The 14,211-nt window shown below is 69.0% G+C and carries 16 protein-coding genes; 12 read left to right on the forward strand and 4 right to left on the reverse strand.

What is annotated here, in order from left to right; all coding sequences use genetic code 11:
* The first annotated feature begins 8 nt into the window (after window positions 1-8).
* Together scpB and VG561_RS09875 are read left to right on the forward strand one after the other, a co-directional pair.
* Window positions 9-884 (forward strand): SMC-Scp complex subunit ScpB, encoded by an 876-nt coding sequence (scpB, locus tag VG561_RS09870; RefSeq protein ID WP_014647755.1) that lies wholly within the window; start codon window positions 9-11, stop codon window positions 882-884.
* A complete protein-coding gene (locus tag VG561_RS09875) occupies window positions 877-2,514 on the forward strand; it encodes a pseudouridine synthase (RefSeq protein WP_014647756.1) in 1,638 nt (545 codons plus the stop codon). The genes scpB and VG561_RS09875 overlap by 8 nt, the downstream gene beginning before the upstream one ends.
* A 115-nt stretch (window positions 2,515-2,629) precedes the next feature.
* Here the strand turns inward: VG561_RS09875 and VG561_RS09880 are convergent, their stop codons facing one another.
* A complete protein-coding gene (locus VG561_RS09880; RefSeq protein WP_069116916.1) occupies window positions 2,630-3,418 on the reverse strand; it encodes an AraC family transcriptional regulator in 789 nt (262 codons plus the stop codon).
* 90 nt (window positions 3,419-3,508) lie between these two features.
* On the opposite strand from VG561_RS09880, the gene VG561_RS09885 reads away from it, so the two are divergent.
* Window positions 3,509-4,639, forward strand: a complete 1,131-nt coding sequence (locus tag VG561_RS09885; RefSeq protein WP_100450333.1) for an MFS transporter — start codon at window positions 3,509-3,511, stop codon at window positions 4,637-4,639.
* Here the strand turns inward: VG561_RS09885 and VG561_RS09890 are convergent.
* From VG561_RS09890 to VG561_RS09900, 3 genes are all read right to left on the reverse strand, one after another.
* Complete coding sequence (locus VG561_RS09890) at window positions 4,626-5,060, reverse strand: hypothetical protein (RefSeq protein WP_014037831.1); 435 nt, start codon at window positions 5,058-5,060, stop codon at window positions 4,626-4,628. The genes VG561_RS09885 and VG561_RS09890 overlap by 14 nt on opposite strands.
* 111 nt (window positions 5,061-5,171) lie before the next feature.
* Window positions 5,172-5,978 (reverse strand): amidohydrolase, encoded by an 807-nt coding sequence (locus VG561_RS09895; RefSeq protein WP_423179552.1) that lies wholly within the window; start codon window positions 5,976-5,978, stop codon window positions 5,172-5,174.
* Window positions 5,979-5,992: 14 nt separating this feature from the next.
* Window positions 5,993-7,141, reverse strand: coding sequence for a pyridoxal phosphate-dependent aminotransferase (locus tag VG561_RS09900; RefSeq protein ID WP_032960092.1), 1,149 nt, complete (start codon window positions 7,139-7,141; stop codon window positions 5,993-5,995).
* Window positions 7,142-7,379: 238 nt separating this feature from the next.
* On the opposite strand from VG561_RS09900, the gene ccmA reads away from it, so the two are divergent.
* The 9 genes from ccmA to VG561_RS09945 are packed head-to-tail and all read left to right on the forward strand — an operon-like array spanning window position 7,380 to window position 14,081.
* A complete protein-coding gene (gene ccmA / locus VG561_RS09905; protein WP_414616775.1) occupies window positions 7,380-7,949 on the forward strand; it encodes a heme ABC exporter ATP-binding protein CcmA in 570 nt (189 codons plus the stop codon).
* Window positions 7,946-8,641, forward strand: coding sequence for a heme exporter protein CcmB (gene ccmB, locus VG561_RS09910; protein ID WP_006456616.1), 696 nt, complete (start codon window positions 7,946-7,948; stop codon window positions 8,639-8,641). Before ccmA ends, ccmB begins: the two co-directional genes overlap by 4 nt.
* Before the next feature lie 43 nt (window positions 8,642-8,684).
* Window positions 8,685-9,455 (forward strand): heme ABC transporter permease CcmC, encoded by a 771-nt coding sequence (gene ccmC / locus VG561_RS09915; RefSeq protein WP_032960090.1) that lies wholly within the window; start codon window positions 8,685-8,687, stop codon window positions 9,453-9,455.
* Window positions 9,452-9,640 (forward strand): heme exporter protein CcmD, encoded by a 189-nt coding sequence (gene ccmD, locus VG561_RS09920; protein WP_019660476.1) that lies wholly within the window; start codon window positions 9,452-9,454, stop codon window positions 9,638-9,640. The genes ccmC and ccmD overlap by 4 nt, the downstream gene beginning before the upstream one ends.
* Window positions 9,637-10,098, forward strand: coding sequence for a cytochrome c maturation protein CcmE (gene ccmE / locus VG561_RS09925; RefSeq protein ID WP_014647764.1), 462 nt, complete (start codon window positions 9,637-9,639; stop codon window positions 10,096-10,098). Before ccmD ends, ccmE begins: the two co-directional genes overlap by 4 nt.
* Window positions 10,099-12,018: a heme lyase CcmF/NrfE family subunit gene (locus VG561_RS09930; RefSeq protein WP_423179553.1), complete on the forward strand. Its 1,920-nt coding sequence runs from the start codon at window positions 10,099-10,101 to the stop codon at window positions 12,016-12,018. It begins immediately after the preceding gene.
* Window positions 12,019-12,026: 8 nt separating this feature from the next.
* The gene (locus VG561_RS09935; protein ID WP_014647766.1) at window positions 12,027-12,644 is read left to right on the forward strand and encodes a DsbE family thiol:disulfide interchange protein; all 618 of its coding nucleotides are present in this window, start codon (window positions 12,027-12,029) and stop codon (window positions 12,642-12,644) included.
* 4 nt (window positions 12,645-12,648) lie between these two features.
* A complete protein-coding gene (locus VG561_RS09940; protein ID WP_005417657.1) occupies window positions 12,649-13,098 on the forward strand; it encodes a cytochrome c-type biogenesis protein in 450 nt (149 codons plus the stop codon).
* Entirely contained in the window at window positions 13,092-14,081 is a 990-nt protein-coding gene (locus VG561_RS09945) for a tetratricopeptide repeat protein (protein ID WP_046431705.1), read from the forward strand. Before VG561_RS09940 ends, VG561_RS09945 begins: the two co-directional genes overlap by 7 nt.
* Window positions 14,082-14,211: the final 130 nt, after the last annotated feature.

The following is a 14,211-nucleotide window of genomic DNA, read 5'->3' on the forward strand; positions in this document are numbered from 1 at the left end:
GACTGCCGATGGATCAATCGCTGATCAACCGCATTGTCGAGGGTGCCCTGCTGGCTTCCAGCCAGCCGCTCACCCTGGCCCAGCTGAAGGACCTGTTCCCGGAAGAGGAACCGGCACCGCCGGGCAGCATCGAACGTGCGCTGGAACGCCTGCGCGAGGCCTGCGAAGGCCGCGGCGTGGAACTGGTCGAGGTCGCCTCCGGCTTCCGCTACCAGGTCACCGGCGAAGTGCATGGCTGGATCAGCCGGCTGTGGACCGAACGCAAGACCCGCTACACCCGTGCCACCCTGGAAACCCTGGCGCTGATCGCCTACCGGCAACCGATCACCCGCGGCGAGATCGAACAGGTGCGCGGCGTGGCGGTCAGCAGCAACATCATCCAGGCGCTGGAAGAACGCGAGTGGATCCGCGTGGTCGGCCACCGCGACGTGCCCGGCAAACCGGCGCTGTTCGGCACCACCAAGGGCTTCCTGGACTACTTCGGGCTGAAGCGGCTGGACGAACTGCCGCCGCTGTCGGAGCTGAAGGACCTGGGCGAGCTGGAACCGCAGCTTGCCCTGGACCGCGATGCGCCGGCCGTCGCCGGTGCCGAGGGTCCGGACATCTCGGCCGGCGCCGATGGCGCTGCCGCGAACGATGATGCCAGCCTAGCCGGCAGTGACACCCCCGATTCCGCCGATGCAGCCCCTGCGTCGGCCACCGATGAGCAAGCACCTTCGCCCCTCGATGATGGGCACCCCGATTCCGCGCCGGGCGAGCGCGCGGTGCCCCTGAACGAACGCGAAGACAACGCCGTCGCGATGACGACCGTGGCTGTTGACCAAGCCGATTCCGAACCAGAGGCCGACCTCGAAACCGTCGGCCGGAGCAAAACTGATGAGTGACACCCCCCGTAACAAGCTCTCGCTGAAGCGCGAAGCCACCTCCGAACAGTTCAAGCTGGAAGAACGCCTGCACAAGGTGCTCGCACAGGCCGGCCTCGGCTCGCGCCGCGCGCTGGAACAGCGCATCGCCGAAGGCCTGGTCAAGGTCAACGGTGAAGTCGCGCAGACCGGCATGTCGGTCAAGAGCGGCGACAAGATCGAACTGGATGGCCGCGGCTTCGTCGCCACCGCCCTGGCCGAGCCGTCGCGCGTGCTGGTCTACAACAAGCCGGAAGGCGAAGTGACCACCCGCGATGATCCGGAAGGCCGCCCGACCGTGTTCGAGTCGCTGCCGCCGCTGAAGGGCGCGCGCTGGATCGCCATCGGCCGCCTGGACATCAACACCACCGGCCTGCTGCTGGCCACCACCGACGGTGAGCTGGCCAACGCCATGATGCACCCGTCGTTCGAGGTCGAGCGCGAGTACGTGGTGCGCGTGCGTGCGCCGGAAGGCGAGGAAAAGGTCTCTGACGCCATCGTCGACCGCCTCACCCGTGGCGTCGCGCTGGAAGACGGCCCAGCCAAGTTCGATGAGATCGAACGCATTGGCGGCACCGATTCGCACGACTGGTTCCGCGTCGTGGTGAAGGAAGGCCGCAACCGCGAAGTGCGCCGGCTGTGGGAGTCGCAGGGCTGCCAGGTCAGCCGCCTGAAGCGCACCCGCTATGGCAAGGTGAGCCTGCCGCGCGAACTGGCCCGTGGCCATTCGGTGGAACTGGGCACCACGCAGGTTGAAGCCCTGCGCGCCCAGCTGAAGCTGGAAGAAGGCGCACCGTCGGCACTGACGCTGCAGCCGGTGATCGGCCAGCGCCGCGCGGCCAAGACCACCGTGCGCGTGCGCGAAGGTGGCCGTGGCAACGCCTACGTCAACGGCCACAACACCGCCGACGAAGGCCGCGAGCTGCGTCGTTTCGACAACGTCCGCGAAGACCGCGGCCGTGGTCGCGGCGGCAAGGGTGGCGGCTTCAAGGGCGGCCTGACGGTCAGCGGTGAAGCGGCAGCCAAGCAGTCGCAGAAGCCGTTCAAGCAGCGCGCCCAGAAGAATGATCGTTCGCTGCCGGAAGGCAATCCGGCCGCGTTCCGCACCTGGTACGTGCCGGATGGCGTGAGCACCGGCCCGAGCGGCCATCGCAACGCCGGCCCGGGCGCACGCGGCCCCGGTGCCCGTGGTCCGGGTGCAGGCGGCCAGGGCCGTCCGTACGGCAAGCCGAAGGGCCCGGGCGCAGGCGCCGGTGGCGGCCAGGGCCGTGGCGGTTTCGGCGGCGAAGGCCGTGGCGGCGCAGGCGGCCAGGGTCGTCCGGCCGGTGGCGGCAACCGCTCGCAGGGCCAGGGCAACAAGCACCCGTACGGCCATCCGGGCAACGCCCCGAGCTTCCCGTCCGACCACGCCACCCCGGGCTTCAACCCGTATGGCAGCCCGAAGCCGGCACACGGCGCCCGTCCGGGCGGTCGCGGTCCGGGCGGTGGCAACCACCGTGGCCCGGGTGGTAACCGTGGTCCCGGTGGTCCGGGTGGCAACCGAGGCCCGGGCGGCCCCGGTGGCAACCGCGGTCCCGGCGGCCCGCGCCGCAGCGGCCCGCGCGGCGGCTGATCGGCAGCCACGTTGAAATGCAGAACCCCGGCTCCGGCCGGGGTTTTTCTTTGAAAAGGGGACGGAGGGGATTAAGTCGTTTTCGCCACGCTGTGCGTCGAAGGGCGAAAGCGACTTAATCCCCTCCGTCCCCTTTTGCGTGGCGCTGGAAAGCGGCGGGCGTGGTGCCGGTCATGCTGCGGAAAAAGGCGATGAACGGACTCTCGGCGGAAAAACCAGTGTCCTGCGCAACGTGCCCGATGCGATGGCCAAGCAGCAGCAGCTCCATGGCACGCATCAGGCGCCATTGCTGGCGCCAGGCCTGGTAGCCCATGCCGGTGTCGCGTTGCATCAACCGGCCGACCGTGCGCACGCTCAGGCCCGCACGCGCAGCGAGCTCACCCAGTTCAGGCGGCAACTGCTCGGCCAGCGGCAGGCAGCGCGCGATGCGTGGATCGCGTGGCAGCGGCAGGTCCATCGGCGCCACCGGTGCGGCGGCGATCTCCAGCACGCACAACGCCAATTGATGGTGCGCGCGTGGCGCCCGCCAGTCATGGTCGAACGGCGCCTGCGCGATCGGTTCCAGCAATGCCTGCAGCAGGGGACCGACGCCGATGATCGCCGGCTGCTGCGGCAGCCGTGCCGACAACGTGGCATCGAAATACAGCGAGCGGTAGTCCACGGCCTGGCGCATCTGTGCGCGATGGCGCAGGCCGCCGGGAATCCATGCCGCGCGCGAGGGCGGCAGCAGGCTGATGCGGTCGCCGAAGGTCAGCCGCGTGCAGCCCCGCCGGGTGTACAGCAACTGCGCGCGCGCGTGCTGGTGCCAACCCGAATCATGATCGGCCAGCGACGACGCGATGCCCAGCACCGGTGCGCTCCAGGCATCCGCATCGAAGTGCGCATCCGGTTGCAGCCACGCCATGTCCGATTTCATCCATTTCCTGGCCGGACCGACAGAGTGCGCCACTCCGCCGGCCACCACAATACGCGGCCCTGTTTGCGGAGCACCCGCATGTCGCGTCGCCTGTTGTTGCTCACCATCGCGCTGCTGATGTTCCCCCAGTTGGCGCAGACCCTGTACAGCCCGGCCCTGGCCGACCTCGCCGGGCGCTTCGCACTGCCCCCCGGCGCCGCCAGCCAGGCCATGAGCCTGTACCTGTTCGGTTTTGCCGCCGGCGTCCTGCTATGGGGACGGCTGGCCGACCATGTCGGTCGTCGCCCTGCCCTGCTCTGCGGCCTGGCCGTGTTCGTACTGGCCGCCTGCGGCGGCCTGCTGGCCAGCACGTTCGGCCAGGTCCTGCTGGCGCAGGCACTGGCCGCACTGGGTGCGGCGGCGGCCTCGGTGGTAACCCAGACCGTACTGCGCGATCACCTGAAGGGTCCGGCGTTGGCGCAGGCGTTCTCGTGGATCGGCATGGCGCTGGCCTTGAGCCCGGCGATCGGGCTGGCACTGGGTGTGCTGCTGGTGGACAGCCATGGCTATGCCGGCGTGCAGGCCGGCCTGCTGCTGATGGTCAGCCTGCTGATGCTCGGATGCGCAACGGGCCTGCGCGAGAGCCGCCCTGCGGAAGTCGCGCACACCCCCATGCTGCCACTGTTGTGGCAACTGCTGCGTGATCGCTGGATGTGGTCACAGGCGCTGCTGGTGATGGCGTTCAACGTGGCGATGTACAGCTGGTACGCGCTGGGCCCGTTCGTATTCGAACGCCTGCACTGGCCGCTGGCCTGGTTCGGTGCCAGCGGCGCGCTGCTGGCGCTCGGCTCGGCGCTGGGTGCATGGGGCAATGCTCGCCTGCTGCGCGCAGGCGTTGCCTCCGCCACGCGCATCCGGCTCGCCGCAGGGCTGGTGCTGGCCGGTGGCCTGTTGGCTGCCTTGCTGCACAATCAGCCGGCACTGGTCGCGGCGATGGTACCGGTGGTGGCCGGGTTCGGCCTGGCCATTCCCAATGTGCTGGGCCAGGCCCTCCGCGGATACCCGCACTGCCTGGGCAGCGCGGGCGCCCTGTTCGGCCTGCTCTACTACCTGTTGATCGGCGTGGCGATGGCCGTGGTCGGTGCACTGCAACTGCTGGCACCGACACTCATCGTGTGCGGCCTGCTTGCATTGTGGCTGCAGCGGCCGGCACGGCTCAGCGCCGGCTGATGGTGAAGGCGGCGCCGTCCACGCCCAGATCCCAGCCCTTGCCGGTGCCGGACAGGGCCAGCGAGATGTCGCCCTTGGTCATCACCTGCGCGTTGCTGGACTTCACGGCACCCGCATGCGCGCCAACCGAGGCGTAGGTGCCCAGCAGCTCGTTGACGCTGACGGCGCCGGTGAAGCTGCCACGGCCATTGGTGATCTTCGACTTGCCCACGGTCAGGCCGCCGCCCTTCACTTCGATACGCACCGGCAGGCTGGTGCCGTTGCTGCAGCTGACCGTGCCGTTGCCGGAAGCGGTCTTGTAGATCAGTGACCAGCCGGACAGGTTGTAGCGCAGCTGGCAATCGAGGTTGCCGGCGGCGTGCGCGGCCGGGGCCAGCGTAGCAGCGGACAGGGCCAGCAGCAGGGCGAAGGGCTTGTTCATGGCAGGACTTCCAGTTCGGTCGGACTGCCGGCGAATCTAGCAGCGCGCGCGTGCACGCTGGATGCAGGCGCGCGCGCTGCGTGGCAGGCATTCAGCCGCCGTCGTGCTGTTTCAGGCCTGCTCGTCCAGGTGGAAGGCATCAGCATCGAGCATCGCCGGGAAACGCGCGCGATGTGCAGCCAGTGCTTCGGCCGAAATGGTGGTGGTCACCACCTGTTCGCGTTCGCGGATCTCCAGCTGCGGCTGGCCGAGGAAGTCGATCACCGCGCTGTCGCCGGCGTAGTGCAGCTGGTTGCCGTCCACGCCGACGCGGTTCACCGCCGCCACGAAGCACAGGTTCTCGATCGCCCGCGCACGCAGCAGGGTCTTCCATGCATAGGCGCGCGCCGACGGCCAGTTGGCGACGAAGATCTGCAGGTCGAAATCCAGCTGCTGCGGGCGTTCGACGTTGTAGCGGTTGCGGCAGAACACCGGGAAGCGCAGGTCGTAGCAGACCTGCGGATTGATCCGCCAGCCCTTCCATTCCACGCTCAGGCGCTCACGGCCAGCGGCATAGCGCTCATGCTCGCCGCCGTAGCGGAACAGGTGCCGCTTGTCGTAGTACTGCAGCCCGCCATCAGGCGTAGCGAACAGCAGGCGGTTGTAGACGCCGTCGCCCGCGCGCAGCTGCACGCTGCCGATCACCGCCGCGTTCAAGACCTTGGCCTGTTCGCGCACCCAGGCCACGGTCGGCCCGTCCATGCCTTCGGCCTGGGCGATGGCGTCGTTGGAGAAGCCACTGGTGAAGGTCTCCGGCAGGATCACCAGGTCGGTGCTGCCCGCCAGTGGTGCCAGCAACGCACCGTAGTAGGCGCGGTTGCCGGCCGGGTCATGCCAGCGGGTGTCGCCCTGGACGAGGGAAATGCGCAGGTCCTGCATGTCCGTGTCTCCGCTCACAGCAGGCGCAGGCGTTCGATCGCCGCGTCCATGGTCGCTTCGTTCTTGGCAAAGCACAGGCGCACCAGGCGCTGGCCGGCCGGCGGAGTCTCATAGAACGGCGACAGCGGAATGGCGGTGACGCCCTTCTCGATGGTCAGCCACTTCACGAACTCATGGTCCGGCAGGTCGCTGATCGCCGAATAGTCGACCAGCTGGAAGTAGCCGCCCGGCACCGGCAGCGCCTTCAGGCGGGTACCGGCCAGCTGCTCGCGGAAGCGGTCGCGCTTGGCCTGGTAGAACGCGCCCAGTTCCAGGTGGTGTTCGGGTTCGTCGCGGATCATCGCGGCGAAGCCATGCTGCGCCGGGCCGAAGCTGGTGAAGGTGTTGTACTGGTGCACCTTGCGGAACTCGGCGGTCAGCGCCGGCGGGGCGATCGCATAGCCGATCTTCCAGCCGGTGCAGTGGTAGGTTTTGCCGAAGCTGGAGATGACGAACGCGCGCTCGCGCAGTTCCGGGTAGCGCAGCGCCGATTCATGGCGACGGCCGTCGTAGATGATGTGTTCGTACACCTCATCGGAGATCAGGTAGATCTGCGTGCCGCGCAGCAGTTCGGCCAGCGCCTGCATGTCCTGCGCCGACAGCATCGCGCCGGACGGATTGTGCGGGGTGTTGACGATCAGCATGCGGGTGCGCGGGGTGATCGCTGCGCGCACGCGGTCCCAATCGACCGCGAACGTCTGCGGATCCAGCGACACATGTACGGCCCTGGCACCGGCCAGGTCGATCGCCGGTTCGTAGCAGTCATACGCCGGGTCCAGCACGATCACTTCCTCGCCGGCACGCACCACGGCGTGGATGGCGTTGAAGATGGCCTCGGTGCCACCGCTGGTGACGGTGATCTCGCTGTCCGCATCGACCTGCGCGCCGTAGCAGTCCAGCACCTTCTGTGCGATGGCCTGGCGCAGCGGCGCCACGCCGGTCATCGGCGGGTACTGGTTCAGCCCGGCGGCCATCGCCCTGGCGGTCTCGTCGATCAGGCGCTGCGGCGCCGAAAAGTCCGGGAAACCCTGGCCCAGGTTGACCGCGCCGTGTTCGGCGGCGAGCTGGGACATCACGGTGAAGATCGTGGTACCGACCTTGGGCAGCTTGGTGGTGGGTTGCATCGGCCTGGGCTGTGGGGGAACAGACCTGCGAGTTTACGCAATCCGCGCGTCGGTAGTGCCGGCCGCCGGCCGGCAACCTCGGCTGGCAGATAGCGAAATTGCCGGCCAGCGGCCGGCACTGCCATCGGCATTCACCGCTACAATTGCCGCCGCACTCCGGCATGAAGACCTTTGCCCCTTGAACACCCCTGCATTGCTGGCTGCCAGCGGCCTGAGCTTCTCCCGCAATGACGAGCCGGTGTTCGGCCCGCTGGACTTCCATGTGGACGCCGGCGAAGCCCTGCTGGTGCAGGGCGGCAATGGCGCCGGCAAGACCACCCTGCTGCGCGTGCTGGCCGGCCTGGCCCGGCCCGGTGCCGGCCAGGTGCGGATCGACGGCAAGCCGGCCAGCAATGCCGAGCGCGCGCGCTATGTCGCCTACCTCAGCCACCTGCCAGCGCTGAAACCGGACCTCGGCACGCTGGAAAACCTGCATTTCCTGTGCGGCCTGCACGGACGGCGTGCGCGGCAGATGCCCGGCAACGCGCTGGCCATCGTCGGCCTGGCCGGTTATGAGGACACCCTGGTACGGCATCTGTCGGCCGGACAGAAGCGGCGGCTGGCACTGGCGCGCATCTGGCTGTCGCCGGCGCCGTTGTGGCTGCTGGACGAACCCTATGCCAACCTCGACCTGGAGGGCATCACCCTGGTCAACCGGATGATCTCGGCGCACCTGCGCGCCGGCGGCGCTGCGCTGGTCACCACCCATGGCGCCTATGCCGCACCGCCGGTGCGTACCCGCCAGCTCGACCTCGGCGGTGCCGCATGATCGCGCCGGGTACCGAACCGGGCCTGTGGCAGACCGCGGGCGCCCTGCTCAAGCGCGACCTGCGCCTGCTCTGGCGCCGCCGCGGCGACGCGCTGCAGCCGCTGCTGTTCGCGGTGCTGGTAGTAGTGCTGTTCGCCCTGGCCCAGGGCCGCGAACCACAGCTGTTGGCCGCCACCGCCGGTGCAGTGCTGTGGCTGGCCGTGCTGCTGGCCGGACAGCTGTCGCTGGATTCGCTGTTCCGTTCCGACGCCGAGGATGGCTCGCTGGAACAATGGCTGCTGGCGCCGGTGCCGCTGGCCTGGCTGGTGCTGGTGCGCGTGCTGCTGCATTGGGCCACCACTGCGCTGCCGCTGATCGTGGTCAGCCCGCTGCTGGCCGAAATGCTGCATCTGCCGCATGACCAGCTGCCGATGTTGCTGGCATCGTTGCTGCTGGGCACGCCGTTGCTGAGCCTGATCGGTGGCGTGGTCGCTGCACTGACCGTTGGCATCCGACGCTCTGGTATTCTCGTGGCGCTGCTGTCGTTGCCGCTGTACGTGCCGGTGCTGGTATTCGGCGCAGGCAGCCTGGCGGCAGCCGGACGCGGACAGGATCCGGTCGGTGCGCTGCTGATGCTGGGCGCCGGCCTGCTGGTCGCGCTGGTGCTGGCGCCGCTGGCCACTGCCGCTGCAATACGTATTTCTCTGAGTTGACCGAGCTGAGAGCCAATCCACCCCTGCTGGATAGCCGCCACGCATGAATCCGATTGTCCGCTGGTTCCACCAACTCGGTTCGCCCCCCACGTTCGACCGTTTCGCTGCCCGCTGGTCGCGGGTGTTCTACCTCGCGGCGGTGCCGGTGCTGCTGGTCGGCATGTGGCAGGCGCTGCTGGTGGTGCCACCGGAAGCCAAGCAGCTGGACAGCTTCCGCATCCTCTACATCCACGTACCCAGTGCCTGGATGAGCCTGTTCGTCTTCGCGCTGATGGCGCTGTATGCGGCCATCGCACTGGTCTGGCGGATCAAGGTCTGCGAGATCCTGGCCATGGCCTGCGCGCCGATGGGCGCCGGCTTCACCCTGATCACCCTGTTGACCGGCAGCATCTGGGGCAAGGGCACCTGGGGCACCTGGTGGGACTGGGACCCGCGCATGACCAGCGAACTGGTACTGCTGTTCCTGTACCTGGGCGTGATCGGCCTGTACCACGCCATCGAGGACCGCCGCAGCGCCGCGCGCGCCGCTGGCCTGCTGGCCATTGTCGGTGTCAGCCTGCTGCCGGTGATCCGCTACTCGGTGGACTGGTGGGGCGGCCTGCACCAGCGCCAGTCGATCAACGTATTCGGTGAATCGGCGATCAGCAGCGCGATGATCGCGCCGCTGTGGTGGATGGTGATCGGCACCAAGTTCTGGTTCGCCGGTTCGGTGCTGGCCAAGGCCCGCGCCGACAATCTCGACCGCGAGGCCGGCAAGGCCTGGGTCGGCGGCCGCGTCGATGCCGGACGCCCGGCCCGGGAGGCCCAGCCATGACCCACCTGCCGTATGTGATCGGTGCCTACGCGGTGTTCGTGCTGGTGCTCGGCGCCGATGCCATCGGTTCGTGGCTGCGCCTGCGCGTGGCGCGCCGGCTGGCACTGGCCCGCCAGCAGCGCCAGCAGACCCGCGCCGGCAGGCAGGACGCAGCGACGCCGTTGTCGACGGAGCTGGAACGATGACCCCGGTACAGCGCCGCCGCCTGGTGTGGGTGCTGCTGGCCCTGCTCGCCTCCGGCCTGGCCACCGCACTGGTGGCGATGGCACTGGAGCGCAACATCGCCTACCTGTACACGCCGTCGGAAGTGCTGCGCGGCGATGTCGATGCACAGTCGCGCTTCCGCCTCGGTGGCATGGTGGTGAAAGGTTCCTTCAACCGACCGGTCGGCTCGCTGGAGGCGCGCTTCGAGGTGACCGACGGCGACGCGCAGCTGGCGGTGACCACGTCGCGGATCCTGCCGGACATGTTCGCCGAAGGCACGGCGGTGGTCGCCAGCGGCCGCCTGCAGGACGGCACCTTCGTCGCCGACGAGGTGCTGGCCAAGCACGATGAGAAGTACGTGCCGAAGGAAGTGGCCGACAAGATGGGCGACGCCCATCGCAAGCACGACGTGCCGGTGACGGCACCCGAGGTGCGCTGAGTGCTGCCCGAACTGGGTCAGATCCTGCTGCTGTGCGCGTTGCTGGCCTCGCTGCTGCAGGCCGGCCTGCCGCTGGTCGGCGCGCAGCGCAACAATACGGCGTGGATGGCGGTGGCACGACCGGCCGCGTTCGCGCAGCTGCTGCTGGTCGCCGGCGCGTTCGTGGTACTGACCGCCGCGTTCGTGCAGCAGGACTTCTCGGTGCGCTACGTGGCCGAGAACTCCAATACGCTGCTGCCGATGGTCTACCGCTACTCGGCGGTCTGGGGCGCGCACGAGGGCTCGCTGCTGATGTGGGCGCTGGTGCTGGCGCTGTGGACCGGCGCGGTGGCGCTGTTCTCGCGGCACTTGCCGGCACCGGTGCAGGCGCGCGTGCTGGCGGTGATGGGCGTGGTCAGCGTCGGCTTCCTCGCCTTCCTGATCTTCACCTCCAACCCGTTCCTGCGCCTGAACCCGGCACCGCTGGAAGGCCGCGACCTCAATCCGCTTCTGCAGGACCCGGGGCTGATCATCCATCCGCCCATGCTGTACCTGGGCTATGTCGGCTTCGCGGTGCCGTTCGCCTTCGCGGTTGCCGCACTGCTGGAAGGCCGCGTGGACGCACGCTGGCTGCGCTGGACGCGGCCATGGACCAACGTCGCCTGGGGCTTTTTGACCCTGGGCATCGCGCTGGGCAGCTGGTGGGCCTATTACGAGCTGGGCTGGGGCGGCTGGTGGTTCTGGGACCCGGTGGAGAACGCCAGCTTCATGCCGTGGCTGGTCGGTGCGGCATTGATCCATTCGCAGGCCGTCACTGAAAAGCGCGGCACCTTCGGCAGCTGGACCCTGCTGCTGGCGATCGCCGCCTTCGCGCTGTCGCTGCTGGGCACGTTCCTGGTGCGCTCCGGCGTGCTGACCAGCGTGCATTCGTTCGCCGCCGATCCCTCGCGCGGCTTGTTCATCCTGGTGTTCCTGTCGGTGCTGGTCGGTGGCAGCCTGCTGCTGTACGCGCTGCGTGCCAGCCAGCTGAGCGTGGACGCCGAGGACCCACGCCGTGGCTTCACCGCCACCTCGCGCGAGACCCTGCTGCTGGCCAACAACCTGCTGCTGGCCACCGCCTGCGCGATGGTACTGCTCGGCACGCTGTACCCGCTGCTGGCCGATGCGCTGTCGCTGGGCAAGATCTCGGTCGGCCCGCCCTACTTCGGCAGCCTGTTCCTGCTGCTGATGGCACCGATGATCCTGCTGCTGCCGTTTGGCCCGCTGGTGAAATGGCAGCGTGACCAGCCCTCGCGCGCCTTCGCGCTGCTGGCACCGTGGCTGGGCCTGGCGCTGCTGCTGGGCGCGCTGGCCTGGTGGCAGGCGCCGCAGAACGGCTGGAAGGCCGGCATCGGCGTGGCCGCTGCGGCCTGGGTCGCGCTCGGCACCGCACGCTTCGTCTGGCAGCGCCTGCGCGGCAATGGCCGCTTAACCGCCGAAATGCTCGGCATGATCGTCGCCCACGCCGGCATTGCCGTGTTCGTGGCCGGCGCGCTGCTGGTGGAGGCGCTGAACGTGCAGCGCGAAGTGGCGCTGGCACCGGGCCAGCAGCTGGTGGTCGGTCGCCACGAAGTGCGCTTCGAAGGCGTGGACCATCGCGAAGGCCCCAACTTCATCGCCGACCGCGGCCACCTGCGCGTGTTCCGCAACGGCCGCGAGCTGGCCCTGCTGCACCCGGAGAAGCGCCAGTACGCCAGCGGCGGCCAGGTGATGACCGAGGCCGGCATCGATGCACGCTTCAATGGTGACGTCTACGTGGCATTGGGCGAGCCGCTGGGCAACAATGCATGGGCGGTCCGGGTGCACATCAAGCCGTACGTGCGCTGGATCTGGCTGGGCGCGCTGTTGATGGCCCTGGGCGGATTCATCACCGCCGCCGATCGCCGTTTCCGTCGTCCGTAGGAGTTCCCATGTCCGAGTCCCCCACCCCGCGTCCCTCCCGCCCGCTGCCGCCGGTAGCCATCGTGATCGGCGTGCTGTTCTTCTTCGGCCTGCTCGGGCTGATGATCTACGGGGTGATGAAATCAGGCGATCCGCAGCGCGACGTACTGCCGTCGGCACTGATCGACAAACCGGCGCCGGCATTCGCGCTGCCGGTGCTGCACGACCCGGAAATGATCGTGCACAGCGACGACCTGCGCGGCGCGCCCTACCTGCTGAACGTGTGGGGCAGCTGGTGCGCGGCCTGCCGCGAAGAACACCCGGTGCTGACCCGGTTCGCGGAAAGCAAGCGTGTGCGCGTGATCGGCTACAACTGGAAGGACGACCCGACCGACGCGCTGCACTGGCTGGAACAGCTGGGCAACCCGTTCATGGTCGTGCTCAGCGATGTCGAGGGCCGCACCGCGATCGACTGGGGCGTGACCGCCGCACCGGAAACCTTCCTGGTCGATGGCAGCGGCATCGTGCGCTGGAAGTACAGCGGTGCGATGACCCAGCGCGTGGTCGACGAGAAGCTGATCCCGGCGCTGCAGAAGATCGAGAAGGCCCAGGGCAGTGCCGGCAACACCCTGCATACGGCGCCCTGAGCCCATGCGCTGGCTGCTGGCGTTGCTGCTCCTGATGCTGCCGCTGGCCGCGCTGGCCCAGCAGCCGCTGCACGATCCGCAGCCGCTGCAGTTCCGCGATGACGCCGAGGAACGCCGCTTCCATGACCTGGCCGCGCAGCTGCGCTGCGTGCAGTGCCAGAACCAGTCGCTGGCCGATTCGAACGCGCAGATCGCCCAGGACCTGCGCCGCGAGGTGCTGCAGCTGATGCAGCAGGGGCACGACGACGCACAGATCAAGCAGTTCCTGGTCGCGCGCTACGGTGAGTTCGTGCTCTATCAACCACCGTTGCAGCCGGGCACCTGGCTGCTGTGGGGTGGCCCCCTGCTGGTGCTCGGCGCCGGTGCACTGGTAGTGCTGGGCATCGTCCGCCGACGTGGACGCACCGTCGGCGCGGCGCCGGCCGGCAAGGCCGATGAAGGAGACGAATGGTGAACCATTGGCTGCCGATGCTGGCCGGGCTGGTCGCCGCGCTGATGGCAGCGCTGGTGCTGTGGCCACTGCGCCAGCGCGGTCGGCGCGGTTTCGTGGTCGGCGTGCTCGCGCTGGGCGTGGCCGGTGCCTGCCTGTATCTGCTGGTCGGTGACCCAAGGGCGGCACAGGTACAACCGACCCCGTCGGCAGCCACCCTGCGCGATGGCGTGCAGGCACTGCAGGACGCACTGGAGCGAGACCCGCAGCGGGCTGATGGCTGGGCGCTGCTGGGCCGGTCGCAGGCCGAACTGGGCAACGCCGCAGCCGCGGCGGATGCCTTCGCGAGGGCCGCCGCATTGGCACCGGATGATCCGGGCGTGCTGGTGGAAGCCGCGCAGGCGCGCGCGCAGGCTGATGCCGGCAAGCAGTTCGATGACACCGCAATGGCCTGGTTGCAGCAGGCGCGCGCACAGGCTCCCGATGCCGAGCGCGCCAGCTGGCTGCTGGGCATCGCCCTGCGCCAGCGCGGAAAGAACGCCGAGGCCGCGGATGTGTGGAGCGGCCTGCTGCCACGACTGGAGCCGGGTGCCGCGCAGGCGCTGCAGGCACAGATCGCCCTCGCGCGCGAGGCCGCTGGCCAGGCGCCCGATGCTGGCGCTGCGGCGCCACCGGCGCTGCTGCAGGTGCGCGTGCAGCTGCCGGCACTGAAGAACGCCGAGTGGCCAGCCAGCACCCAGGTGTTCGTGCTGGCCCGTGCCGTCGGCGGCCCGCCGATGCCGGTGGCCGCTCGCAAGCTGCCGCTGAGCGGATTCCCGGACACGGTCGGGCTGGGCGACGGTGACAGCCCGATGCCGACCGCACCGCTGTCGGCCCATCGCGAAGTGGAAGTGGTGGCACGCATCTCGCGCAGCGGCAGCGCCAACCGCAGCGAGGACGACCTGCAGAGCGTTCCGGTGAAGGTAAGCCTGCCCCACGACGGTGTTGTGGAGCTGCGCTTCCCTTGACCTGTAGAGCCGAGCCGATGCTCGGCTGCCCGGCGCCGGCAACTCAACCGCAGCCGAGCATGGGCTCGGCTCTACAGTAGATCCACGCCATGCGTGGATGCGACGGTCCGGTCCGCGTCCATCCATCCAT

It is taken from the genome of Stenotrophomonas sp. CASM110, from assembly GCF_049384345.1.
GTDB lineage: Bacteria > Pseudomonadota > Gammaproteobacteria > Xanthomonadales > Xanthomonadaceae > Stenotrophomonas > Stenotrophomonas muris.